Here is a 12058-nt window from a genome sequence, read left to right as displayed (position 1 = left end):
CGCAGCAGGCGGCTTTCATACCTCGCCTGCTCAGTCTCAACCTCTTGTCATAGCCAGGCAATTATCAGGAAGACTGCGCGGCTTTGCCCGACTGGCTGACCAATCGTTGTACGCGGCCCCTAATGTTGTGCTCGATAGTCGTGGCATCAAGCCCGCACTCCTCCAATAGCTGATTACGGCTGCCGTGGTCAACGAACGTGTCGGGCAGTCCCAGTTGCAGCACCGGCATGGTAATTTCTTCCTGATTCAACCATTCGCACACCGCACTGCCGGCGCCCCCGGCGATGGCATTTTCTTCCAGAGTCACCAGCAAATCGTGCTGCTCTGCCAACTGGCGTATCAGGTCTTCATCCAGCGGTTTTACAAAGCGCATATCGGCCACTGTGGCGTCCAGCGCCTGCGCGGCTTGCAGGGCTCGCGGCAAAAGGGTGCCAAAATTCAGAATGGCAATACGGCCGCTTGCGCTCTTGCGCTCGCGCACAATTCTGCCTTTACCCAGAGGCAGCGTGTGCAACAGCGGGTCAATCTCGACTCCGCTGCCGCTACCGCGGGGATAGCGTACCGCCGCCGGGCCTTCATGCACCAGGCCGGTGTGCAGTAGCTGCCGGGTTTCGTTTTCGTCAGACGGTGTCATCAACACCATATTGGGGATGCAACGCAGATAGCTGATGTCGAAGGCCCCGGCATGAGTCGGGCCGTCTTCGCCCACCAGACCGGCGCGGTCAATGGCAAACAGCACGTCCAGATTCTGAATGGCTACATCGTGGATAAGCTGGTCGTAACCACGCTGTAAGAAGGTGGAGTAAATGGCCACCACCGGTTTGGCGCCATCACAGGCCATGCCGGCGGCCAAGGTAACAGCGTGCTGCTCGGCAATGGCAACGTCAAAATAACGCGCGGGAAAGCGCTCGGCAAAGGCCAAAAGGTCAGAGCCCTCGCACATGGCAGGGGTTATGCCCATCACCCGCTCATCCGCGGCCGCGGCATCACAGAGCCATTGGCCAAACACGTTGGCGTATTTGGGTGCCGCCGGTTCCGACTTCACCGGCGCCGGTTTGGTGCTGGCAGCCAGGGGTTCTATCTTGTTGATGGCGTGGTAGCCAATCGGGTCGGCTTCTGCAGGCGCAAAACCTTTGCCTTTGGTGGTAACAATGTGCAGAAACTGCGGGCCGCTGAGCTCGCGGATGTTCTCCAGCGTTTCTACCAGTAATGGCAGGTCGTGGCCGTCAATGGGACCGATGTAATTAAAACCCAGTTCTTCAAACAGGGTGCCCGGAGCAATCATGCCTTTAAAGTGTTCTTCGGTTTTTTTCGCCAGCTCGCGCAGGCCCGGTGCTATCTCCAGCACTTTTTTGCTGCTGTCGCGCATTTGATGGTAAGTGCGACTGGACAACAGTTTGGCAAAATAATTGGACAGCCCACCCACGTTGCGGGAAATCGACATGTCGTTGTCGTTTAGAATCACCAGCATATCGGCCTTCAGATGGCCGGCGTGATTCAGTGCCTCAAAGGCCATGCCGGCGGTCATGGCGCCATCACCAATCACCGCGATACTCTTGCGTTTCAGCCCTTGCTGGCTGGCGGCAATGGCCATGCCCAGGGCGGCGCTGATAGAAGTGCTGGAATGACCTACGCCAAAGGTGTCGTAAGGGCTTTCAGTGCGTTTGGGGAACCCTGCCAGGCCGTTTTTGCGGCGAATACTGCCCATCTGTTCGCGGCGACCGGTCAAGATTTTATGGGGGTAGGCCTGATGGCCCACGTCCCAAACCAGGCGGTCTTCCGGCGTGTTGAACACATAGTGCAGGGCAACCGTTAGCTCCAGTACGCCCAGTCCGGCGCCAAAGTGGCCGCCTGTCGTGCCCACCGACCACAACAGAAACGACCGCAGCTCCCGTGCCAGCTGAGTGAGCTGGTCGGCGGGTAACTGACGCATGTCTGCCGGCGAGCCAATACGGTCCAGCATGGGGGTATTGGGTCGCTGTAAGGGAATTTCCCTGAAAATCATTGTGTCCTGCATCTGCTCGGTTCTTTTTTGCATAATCGGCAAGGGTTGTAGTTTTATACGCTGTATCGTCTGGTTGTATCAGCGCCGCGCCTTGTCGTTTGCCAAGTGTTTATCCCGCAGTGTGCGCCTCGTAGCGGGAGCGACTCAATGCCCGGGATGTTACGCGGGCATTTGCTTTGTGGCTATTAGTGGCTTCGAGCCACTACGTAATCTGCCATGGCGTGTAGGGCGTCGGCCTGAATGCCAAGCCCCTCCAGGCTGTCGTGAGCCTCGGCTAGCAGCCTTGCCAAGTGTTCGCGCGCGCCTTCCGGCCCTAACAGTGCGGGGTAGGTGGGTTTGCTACGGGCGATATCAGAGCCTTGGGTTTTGCCAATCACCGCGGTATCGCCTTCTATGTCCAGCAAATCATCCTGCACCTGAAACGCCAGCCCCAGCGCGCGGGCGTAACGAGCCAGGGCGTTTAGCAACGCGGCGCCTGTTACGCCACCGGCCAGGGCGCCAAGATACACGCTGGCTTCAATCAGAGCGCCGGTTTTATGGCGGTGCATGTTCTCTAGCTGTTCCAGAGTCAGGGTTCGTGCCACCGACTCCAGATCAATAGCCTGCCCGCCCACCATGCCGTTTGCCCCGCAGGCGTTCGCCAAGGCTTTTATCATCGCCAGTTTGACCTCGGCGCTTAACTCGGGCGCTGCAGCCAGTACTCGAAACGCCTCTGCCTGAAGAGCGTCACCCGCAAGTATGGCCGAAGATTCGTCGAATGCGATGTGCGCGGTGGCGCGGCCGCGGCGCAGATTATCGTTGTCCATGGCCGGTAAATCATCGTGCATCAGCGAGTAAGCGTGAATCATCTCCAGAGCACAGGCCGGTGCCAGCGCGATTTGGCGCTGACCGCCAACGGCTTCGGCAGCGGCCAGACAAAGCGCCGGGCGAATGCGCTTGCCACCGCCCAACAGGCCATAACGCATGGTGTCTCGCAGGCGCTGGGATGCGCTGGCCTGATCCATATAATCGGCTAGCTGCTGGTCAATCTCAGCGCGGCAGTGTTGCAAAAACGCATTGGCTGGAAAGCGGGTGGCCGTGTTCACGAATTGCTGCTCTGATCGCTCTGTTCATTACTCTGCTCGTTACTTTGATCATTACTGTGTTCATGAAAAGGTCGGGTTTCCAGACTGCCATCGCCGTTTTGTACCAGCATTTCGACCCGCTGCTCGGCACTTTTCAGGGCTTGTTGGCAATCACGGGTAAGGCCGACGCCACGCTCGAAGGTGGACAGCGATTGCTCCAGTGTTAATTCGCCGTGCTCCAGATCACGCACCAGCTGTTCCAGCTCCTCCAGGGATTTCTCAAAGCCACTCAACGAGGGTGCTTTTGTCGCGGCAGCCGCGGTGTTTTTTTTGCCAGCCATAAATGCCTCCGCTGTGATCGAATCGAATAATGCCGCCAGACGGGGCACTAGATGCATTTTCCGGCGAATTATAACAGAGCTTAAGGGCTACTGCTGCCAGCACATTTGCCGACATTCACCCAGTTTGCCGCCGGGTTGCCAGGTTTGCTCGGTAACTCGTATTTCGCCACTGGCGGCCACAGTCACCACCGTGGTTACGCGGGTGCCGTAATGCTCGCCGTTAATGAACGCCGGTGATAGCATCCGCTCGGTATCAAGACTCACCCCGGTGCGGGGCAGCAGGTGGTCCGGGGCCGGCGTAGAGTCAACCAGGTGATTGATGAGCGCCTGATGCAAAGGTTCGCTGTCTTCACCGGCTGCGACGACGGCGTTGGTGACACCTTGGCGCAGACGCAACAGTTTGGGCCAGGGCGTTTGCAACAGATGATTGCTGACGCCGTAGCTGCCGCGGTGCAGGCTGCGCCCCGGGTGAGCGTCGCGGTTGCTGAAATACCAGCCGCCGGGGCCGGCTGCGCGCTCTTGGCCGGCCTCGAGCCTAACCAGATTAAAACCGGAATAGCGGCTGGCGTTATCGGTCAGGTGCTTGCGCAAGGCCTGGGGCGATTGATGTAAGGCGCGCAGAGGCAAATCACCGCGGCTTACAGTGCCGTCTTCCGGGCTGCCTTCGCGCACATTGGTGACTGCGCTGACCACACCGCTGGCGCTGACCGCTAGCCAGGTACCGCCGGCCTGGAGATCCCGGCCTGCCAGAACCTGCTCTGAAACCAGCGCATGGCGGGCACTTGGCCACCAGTCCATGGCGGCCGTGGGCCGGTTGAAAAATTCATCCCGGTTAGCAGCGACCACCAGCGGAAAGTTTCGGTTCTGGCCTAGAGTAAACGCAATCAGACACATAGCCGCGTTATTTCCTTAACGATGTGTATACAGCCGGTTGGCGCAATGGAGCCTTGTTTTCACAAGGTGTATCATACCCGTCCATAAATGTAACGGCGGTGTGCGCTGCAATGTCATTCATCATGCTTTTTTCGCTGTACCTTGCCTTGGGAGCGCTGGCGGGCACTCTAGCTGGCCTGTTTGGCATTGGTGGCGGCCTGGTTATCGTGCCGGTATTGATCTTCAGCTTCGGTGCCCAGGGCTTCAGCCCCGATATTGCCGCCCACATGGCGGTGGGGACCTCGCTGGCCACCATCGTGTTTACTTCGTTAAGCTCGATACGCTCACATCATGTTCACGGCGCAATTCGCTGGGACATTTTCCGGGCAATGACCATAGGCATCGTATTTGGCGCTTTAATCGGCGCCTGGACCGCATCACTGCTTAGCGGGCCAGCGCTGGAACTGATCATTGGCGTATTTGTGATCGTGGTGGCGATAAAAATGTTGCTTGGCTTCAACCCCAAACCAGATCGATCTGTGCCAGGTAAAAAGGGTCTGAGTGTGGCTGGCGCTGTTATTGGCTGGGCCTCGGCCATCTTTGGAATCGGCGGCGGCACATTGACCGTGCCCTACCTAAGCCGCTGTAACATTAAAATGCAGCATGCCGTCGGCATATCCGCGGCCTGCGGCCTGCCCATTGCGCTGGCAGGAGCTCTGGGCAACCTGTGGACTGGCTGGGGTGATCCGGAGCTGCCACCGCACAGCCTTGGCTTTATTTATCTGCCGGCGATGTTTGGGGTCATACTGACCAGCGTGATTTTTGCCCGTGTGGGTGCCAATCTGGCCCACCGCCTCAACGCCCTCCTATTGAAACGCATCTTCGCCATTATGCTGGTGCTGATCGGCCTCCGCTTTTTACTGAGTTAAGGGACTACAATGTTGCAATATCCGAAAATCGACCCAGTGGCCATTGCCGTCGGGCCATTGAAAGTATATTGGTATGGCTTGACCTACCTGGTCGGCTTTGCCGCCGGCTGGTGGCTGGGGCGCATACGCAGCCGCAAACCCTGGTCGCCTGTTAACGAAGAACAGGTGGGCGACCTGCTGTTCTATCTGGCGCTTGGAGTTATTTTGGGTGGCCGTTTTGGCTATGTCATCTTTTACAATTTTGACGTGTTTCTTGCGGACCCTTTGTGGCTGCTGCGGGTGTGGGAAGGCGGCATGTCATTCCACGGCGGCCTGCTAGGTGTCATGCTGGGCATGTGGTGGTACGGCTGTAAAATAGGCGCAGGTTTCTGGCGCATGACCGATTTTGTCGCGCCACTGGTGCCCGTAGGCCTGGGAGCAGGGCGCATCGGCAATTTTATCAACGGCGAGCTCTGGGGCAAACCCACGGATGTGCCCTGGGGCATGGTCTTTCCGCAAGCGCCAGACGCGTTGGCTCGACACCCCTCCCAGCTTTATCAGTTTGCCCTCGAAGGCGTTTTATTCTTCATTATCCTATGGTGGTTCTCGGCCAAACCCAGGCCGCGTATGGCGGTATCTGGTCTGTTCCTGATTTGTTATGGCGTGTTTCGCTTTGCGGTGGAATTTGTGCGCCAGCCCGACGCCCAGCTGGGCTACCTGGCTTTTGACTGGCTTACCATGGGACAAGCGCTGTCACTGCCCATGGTTATTGCTGGCCTGATTCTGATGACCATCGCCTACCGGAGAAACGCCGTATGAAAGCCTACCTGGACCTGATGCAAGACATTGTCGACAACGGCAGCGACCGCGGTGACCGCACCGGTGTAGGCACCCGCTCGGTATTCGGCCGCCAGGTTCGCTTCAATCTGCAGCAAGGTTTTCCCCTGGTCACCACGAAAAAGATCCACCTGCGCAGCATCATCCAGGAACTGCTGTGGTTCCTGCAGGGCTCCACCGACAACAGCTGGCTGACCGAACGCAAAGTCAACATCTGGAACGAATGGGCTCTGGATAACGGCGATTTGGGGCCCATCTACGGCAAACAATGGCGCAGCTGGCAGTGCCACGACGGCCGCGTGATTGACCAGATCAGTGACCTGATTGACCAGATTCGCCAAAAACCCAATTCCCGCCGCCTGATCGTCTCCGCCTGGAACCCGGCCGAACTGCCCGACGAATCCATCGGCCCGCAAGATAACGTGCGCCAGGGCCGCATGGCACTGGCCCCGTGCCACTGCCTGTTCCAGTTTTATGTCAACGACGGCAAACTCTCCTGCCAGCTCTACCAGCGCAGCGCCGATCTGTTCCTGGGCGTACCCTTTAACATCGCCTCCTATGCCTTGCTCACCCACATGATCGCCCAGCAGTGCGATCTGGACGTTGGTGAGTTCGTACACACTTTTGGCGATTGCCATCTGTATAGCAATCACCTGACTGACGACATCGTGTTCGAGCAACTCAAGCGCGAACCAAGGGCTTTGCCAAAGCTGGTGATCAAGCGCAAGCCTTACTCCATCTTCGGTTACGATCTGGACGATTTTGAGTTTGAAGGCTACGAGCCATATCCCGGAATAAAAGCACCGATTGCTATTTAATAGTTGAGCTAGCTTTCCGTGTTAAAAAAGGAAACCACCATGCAAAAAGCACTTATCGTCGCCATGGCTCAAAATCGCGTCATCGGCCGTAACAACAACCTGCCATGGTACCTGCCTGGCGACCTGAAATACTTCAAACAGGCCACCATGGGTAAGCCTATCATCATGGGCCGTAAAACCTGGGATTCTATCGGTCGCCCCTTGCCTGGGCGCATGAACGTGGTTATCACACGCAATGAAGAATGGCAGGCCCCGGCAGGCACCACAGCAGCCATAAGCTTGCAGGCAGCACTAAAAAAAGCCGAAGCACAGGCTGAGCTGGACGGAATTGAAGAAGTGATGGTGATTGGCGGCGGGCAAATCTACGCCGAGGCGTTACTGCTGGTGGATCGGATTTACATGACCCTGGTGCACGCTAACGTGGAGGGCGATGCTTACTTTCCGGAGGTGAACTGGAAGGAGTGGAACGAAATCGGACGCGAAGATTTCTCCGCGTCCGACAACAATCCTTACAACTACAGCTTCGTAGTGTATCAGCGCTTGGCGTCAGACTGACGCGGCGGACGCTTGCCAGCGGGCTTGCCAGCAAACTTGCCTTTGCCGCCTGGCGCGCCGCCACTCGGCCGCTTATTGTAGCTGCCAGGCTTCGGGCCCTTGCGGAATTCGCCAGGGCGACCGGCTTTGCGGTCACGATTTGGCTGCGTGGTTGATACCGCTGGCAACGCTTCAGGCTGTTCCAGCGGCAACGAACCTGGCTGCGTGGCTTCCAGCATGCACGCCAGAGCGCCTGCAATCATGGAAACGTCCATCTCGTTGCGCTCAGCGATATCGTCCAGCATCGCCATTGCTTTGCTCAGTTTGCGATCTTCCGCAAAACCTACCAGTTGGCTTTCAAACTGATCTACGCGCATTTTCTGCAGCGCCGCCGGCGAGGGCAGCTCGTAGGCTTCCATCGTTGAATTGGTAGCGCGCTCCAGAGTGCGCAGCCAGCTACGCTCGCGGGGCGTTACCAACAAAATGGCTTTGCCATCACGGCCGGCACGGCCAGTACGACCAATGCGGTGAATATAGGCTTCGGTGTCGTAGGGTACGTCGTAGTTGATCACGTGTGTGATGCGCGGAACGTCCAGACCACGGGCAGCAACGTCTGTGGCTACCACGATGTCTTTCTTGCTACGTTTCAGATCTTCAACCGTCTGCTCGCGCTGACGTTGGTTCAGATCGCCGTTCAAGGGCGCCACAGCGTGGCCGCGAGCAGCCAGCTTTTCCGCCAATACGATGGTTTCGGCCTTGGTGCGGACAAAAATGATCGCCGCATCAAACGGCTCTACTTCCAGAATGCGGGTCAGGGCGTCAAGCTTGCGCTCAGCGTACACCGGCAATACATACTGGGAGATAGCATCAACCGTGCGGCTTGCGCTTTCGATACGCACTTCAACCGCATCTTTCAGGTAGGTCTGAGCAACCTTCTTGATTTGCGGCGGCATGGTGGCCGAGAACAGGGCACGCTGGCAGTTGTCTGGGGTTTTCGACAGAATCGCTTCAACGTCGTCAATAAAGCCCATGCGCAGCATTTCGTCGGCTTCGTCCAGCACCAGAGCTTTCAGGTTGTCCAGCTTCAGGGTGCCTTTGCGCAGGTGGTCCAGCATACGGCCAGGGGTGCCAACAATAACGTGGGCTCCGCGGCGCAGGCCTTTAATCTGCGGGAAAAAATCTTGACCGCCATAAATAGGCAGTACGTGAAAATTAGGGATCTTGCTGGCGTAAGTAGAAAACGCCTCAGCCACTTGAATGGCCAGCTCACGGGTAGGCGCCAGAACCAGAATCTGCGGCGCGTTGATGCTTGGGTCAACCCGGCTTAGCAGCGGTAAAGCAAAGGCGGCGGTTTTACCGGTGCCTGTCTGGGCTACACCCAGCAAATGGCGGCCGGATAAGAGCGCAGGAATAGATTGCGCTTGTATGGGTGTGGGGGTTTCATAGCCAACGGCGGTCACCGCTTCAAGAACGGCAGGATCAAGCCCCAGTTCGGCAAAAGACATTTCAGACATTGATGTACTCGGAATTCGAAAGGTAAAGCATTGACGTGCAATGCGTGATGTGAACGGATTATAACGGTTTTGTTGCTGCTTTAATACGCAAAAATGAGGGCTGGCCCGTAGGTAGTTGTCCGCGGATGTCAAAAAAGGGGTGTCAGACGCCCTTGTCAGGCCCGGGGAGACGATTGGAACGTTTGTCGTCCCAGCTTAATTCCTGTGGTTTGTACCAGCCGATTGCCCGCAATACTTTCTCGCGTGTTTGTATCGACAGGGTAACCCAAAGTTGCTGAAAATCTTCCAGGCCCTGTTCACGCAGGCGAGCCTGCCTGCTTCGCAATCGGTTTACGGTGCGAGGCAAATTCAGCGCTGCACCCAGCTGGCCGGGCACTGTAACTTCCTGCCCCAGCACTATGCGGCGATGGGTGCGCGCTGCCAGCACTCGCTGCAACTCAACAACGGCGTCTAGCGCGGTGTCTTCGGTAAATGTGTCCACTTGCACTGATTTGGCTCGCAATAATGACAGTTTTTTAATAAACCACGACAAACAGCTAGCTATCCCCGCGCCTATGGTGCCGTGGTAGGCTTAGGTCCGCAACAAGGAGAGTTTGGATCACTATGTACGCAAAACTTGAAACACGCGCCTTTCTGGCCATGCTGATTGGGGTCTCAGTCGCCTTTATATTGCTGATGAAGCCTTTTTTTGGGCCGATATTCTGGGCGGTGGCCATCGCTCTGATTTTTCATCCGGTTCAGCTGAAACTGGCACGGCGCTTTGGTGACCGTCCCAACACCAACGCATTGATTACCCTGTTTCTGTGCATGGTCATTGTGGTCATTCCCGTGCTGCTGTTGGTGACTTCCCTGGTGGCAGAGGGCATCAGCCTGTATCAGAAAATCCAGGACGGCGACGTGCGCCCTGGCGAGTATATCGACCAGGTGAATCAGTCGTTCCCGGCCATTCAGGCTTTTCTGGCGCAGTTTGACGTTAGTTTCGCTGGACTGCGTGATCGCGCTGTTAATCTGGTGGTCAGCGGCAGCCAGTTTCTGGGCAAGCAGGCGTTAGGGCTGGGTCAGAATACCTTCCAGTTTTTTCTTGGCCTGGCACTGATGGTGTATCTGGCGTTCTTTTTGCTTCGCGATGGCGTAAGCCTGGTAGAGCTTCTGATCCGGGCCCTGCCGCTGGGAGACGAGCGTGAGCGCCTGCTGTTTGCCAAGTTTGCCGAAGTTACCCGGGCAACGGTAAAAGGAAATCTGCTGATTGCTATTATTCAAGGCGCCATGGGCGGCCTGATTTTTTGGATTCTGGGTATTCAGGGCGCGCTTCTTTGGGGTGTGGTGATGGCCATTGTGTCGTTGTTACCGGCGGTGGGTGCGGCACTGGTGTGGGTGCCTGCCGCTATTTACTTGGCTGCCATAGGCGATGTGGTTCAAGCGTTGATATTGACCGCTTTCGGAGTTGTGGTGATTGGTCTTGCCGATAACGTATTACGTCCGATTCTGGTTGGGCGCGACACCAAACTGCCAGATTACATTGTGTTGCTGTCTACCTTGGGCGGCCTCGCAATGTTTGGTATCAACGGCTTTGTTATGGGTCCTCTCGTGGCGGCGCTGTTTAACGCTTTTTGGGGTATCTTTATTCGCGAGTTCAGCCAGGAATCGCCCATTACCCAGGCGTGGTTACGCGACGGCGAGGTTAAAAATTCAGGCAAAGCTGATACGCCGGTAGAAACGGATAATACCAAACCCAGCTAACCATTAACGCAATGCTTAAGCTTTCAGGATTGGTCGAAACAACCGATTTTCGCGGTTAATGAATGCTGGTTTCCGCCGCTTGTGCATGGTTGTTTTGCGCACCGCTGGTTACACTCTGTAATAAGACCGCCTTTATTTAGAAATTACGCGCCAGAGGAGTACCTTCATGGGAGGTCAGGAAAGCCTGTCACTTCGTCAGCTGAAAGCTTTCCAGCCTTTAAACAGGCTAACCGATGATCAGCTGGTGCTGCTGGCTAGCCGTGCCGAACGTTGTCTGTTTAAAGCCGGTAAGAGCATCATGAAACGCGGCGCCCGTGACGGCCAAGAGTTTTTTCTGTTGGCCGGAGAAGTAGAGCTGACGTCCGAAGACGGTCGCCACGGCCGCATCGCTGCCGGCAGCGAACGTGCGCAGAATCCCATCGCCCGTTTGCAGCCGCGCATGTACGACGTGAAAGCGATAAAGCCCTGTGAGTTTTTGGTCATCGCTCAGGATGTTCTGGCGCAGATGCTGGGCCGTGCGCCCGTGAACCAGGTGGAAATGCACGCCAGTGATGGCGACCAGGCCAGCAGCGAACAGCAACAGCTGTTGATGGAATTCCATGCCGAGCTGCGCTCGAATCAGGTTCAGCTGCCCAGCGTGCCGGATGTAGCCTGGAAAGTGCGGCGTCTGGTAGACCGAGAGGATACTGGGGTAGATCAGGTTGCTATGGCTATATCGGCAGATCCGGCGATGTCTGCAAAGCTGGTGCGAGCCTGCAATAGCCCTCTTTATCGCGGTTTTAACGATGTCCGTAATGTACGCGAAACAGTGGTGCGTCTGGGTATGAAAACAACCCGTCAGCTAGTGACCGTATTCGCCATGCGTGACGTGTTCAAGAGCCGTCAGCCGGTGCTGCAGAAACACATGGAGCGTTTATGGCAGCACTCCCGCGAGATGGCAGCGCTGTGCTGGGTGCTGGCTGATGAAGCGACCAAAATCAATCCGGAGGAGGCCATGCTTGCCGGGCTGCTGCACGACATTGGCGTGGTGCCAATACTGGTGCACGCCGAGTATCATCCCCATTTGTTTAATGACGAAGATCGCTTACTGGCAGTCATCGCCGAGCTGCGCGCAGATACTGGCACCGCGGTGCTGGAAAACTGGGCGTTTCCGGCACCGTTTCTAGAAGCGACCCGCCACGCTCAGGACTGGGGCTATGCCAGCGATCAGCCGCAACCGCAGCTGGTAGACGTAGTGATTGTGGCGCAAATGCACGCCATGATTGGTTCTGGCCAGAGCGAGGGGCTGCCACGTTTTGATCAGCTGCCCGCATACAGCCGCCTGGGCGGGCTGGAGCTGAATGCGTCGCGCAGCCTGGATCTGTTAACCCGCGCCCGCAGCCGTGTGGATGAAGTAAAACAGCTGCTGGCAATCCGATAGGCAC

At 56.9% G+C, this 12058-nt stretch carries 12 protein-coding genes; 6 read left to right on the top strand and 6 right to left on the bottom strand.

The window, feature by feature from the left end; all coding sequences use genetic code 11:
• Positions 1-64 precede the first annotated feature (64 nt).
• From dxs to ATI45_RS10775, 4 genes are all read right to left on the bottom strand, one after another.
• Positions 65-2017, bottom strand: a complete 1953-nt coding sequence (dxs, locus tag ATI45_RS10790; RefSeq protein ID WP_098419503.1) for a 1-deoxy-D-xylulose-5-phosphate synthase — start codon at positions 2015-2017, stop codon at positions 65-67.
• A 173-nt stretch (positions 2018-2190) separates the two neighbouring features.
• On the bottom strand, positions 2191-3090 hold the full coding sequence (locus tag ATI45_RS10785) for a polyprenyl synthetase family protein (protein WP_098419502.1): 900 nt from the start codon (positions 3088-3090) through the stop codon (positions 2191-2193).
• Positions 3087-3410 (bottom strand): exodeoxyribonuclease VII small subunit, encoded by a 324-nt coding sequence (locus ATI45_RS10780; RefSeq protein WP_098419501.1) that lies wholly within the window; start codon positions 3408-3410, stop codon positions 3087-3089. The genes ATI45_RS10785 and ATI45_RS10780 overlap by 4 nt, the downstream gene beginning before the upstream one ends.
• An 87-nt stretch (positions 3411-3497) precedes the next feature.
• Positions 3498-4304, bottom strand: coding sequence for an NRDE family protein (locus tag ATI45_RS10775; protein ID WP_098419500.1), 807 nt, complete (start codon positions 4302-4304; stop codon positions 3498-3500).
• A 122-nt stretch (positions 4305-4426) separates the two neighbouring features.
• Here ATI45_RS10775 and ATI45_RS10770 point away from each other — a divergent pair, with 122 nt between their 5' ends.
• The 4 genes from ATI45_RS10770 to ATI45_RS10755 are packed head-to-tail and all read left to right on the top strand — an operon-like array spanning position 4427 to position 7401.
• The gene (locus ATI45_RS10770; RefSeq protein WP_179888258.1) at positions 4427-5212 is read left to right on the top strand and encodes a sulfite exporter TauE/SafE family protein; all 786 of its coding nucleotides are present in this window, start codon (positions 4427-4429) and stop codon (positions 5210-5212) included.
• 9 nt (positions 5213-5221) lie between these two features.
• Positions 5222-6010: a prolipoprotein diacylglyceryl transferase gene (gene lgt, locus ATI45_RS10765; protein WP_098419498.1), complete on the top strand. Its 789-nt coding sequence runs from the start codon at positions 5222-5224 to the stop codon at positions 6008-6010.
• Positions 6007-6846, top strand: a complete 840-nt coding sequence (locus tag ATI45_RS10760) for a thymidylate synthase (protein ID WP_098419497.1) — start codon at positions 6007-6009, stop codon at positions 6844-6846. Before lgt ends, ATI45_RS10760 begins: the two co-directional genes overlap by 4 nt.
• 39 nt (positions 6847-6885) lie before the next feature.
• Positions 6886-7401, top strand: coding sequence for a dihydrofolate reductase (locus tag ATI45_RS10755; RefSeq protein ID WP_098419496.1), 516 nt, complete (start codon positions 6886-6888; stop codon positions 7399-7401).
• On the opposite strand, the gene ATI45_RS10750 is transcribed toward ATI45_RS10755, so the two are convergent.
• Both ATI45_RS10750 and ATI45_RS10745 read right to left on the bottom strand, forming a co-directional pair.
• Positions 7380-8894 carry a DEAD/DEAH box helicase gene (locus tag ATI45_RS10750; protein WP_098419495.1) on the bottom strand — a complete coding sequence of 505 codons (1515 nt, stop codon included), beginning with the start codon at positions 8892-8894 and terminating at the stop codon, positions 7380-7382. The genes ATI45_RS10755 and ATI45_RS10750 overlap by 22 nt on opposite strands.
• A 142-nt stretch (positions 8895-9036) precedes the next feature.
• Positions 9037-9426, bottom strand: a complete 390-nt coding sequence (locus tag ATI45_RS10745; protein ID WP_228735966.1) for a hypothetical protein — start codon at positions 9424-9426, stop codon at positions 9037-9039.
• 71 nt (positions 9427-9497) lie between these two features.
• Here ATI45_RS10745 and ATI45_RS10740 point away from each other — a divergent pair, with 71 nt between their 5' ends.
• Positions 9498-10634, top strand: a complete 1137-nt coding sequence (locus ATI45_RS10740; RefSeq protein ID WP_098419494.1) for an AI-2E family transporter — start codon at positions 9498-9500, stop codon at positions 10632-10634.
• A gap of 166 nt (positions 10635-10800) precedes the next feature.
• Positions 10801-12054, top strand: a complete 1254-nt coding sequence (locus ATI45_RS10735) for an HDOD domain-containing protein (RefSeq protein WP_098419493.1) — start codon at positions 10801-10803, stop codon at positions 12052-12054.
• Positions 12055-12058 lie beyond the last annotated feature (4 nt).

The sequence above is a fragment of the Marinobacter sp. LV10MA510-1 genome (assembly GCF_002563885.1).
Taxonomy (GTDB): domain Bacteria; phylum Pseudomonadota; class Gammaproteobacteria; order Pseudomonadales; family Oleiphilaceae; genus Marinobacter.
Note: the sequence above shows the minus strand (reverse complement) of the source record. Positions and strands in the feature narration are given on the sequence as shown.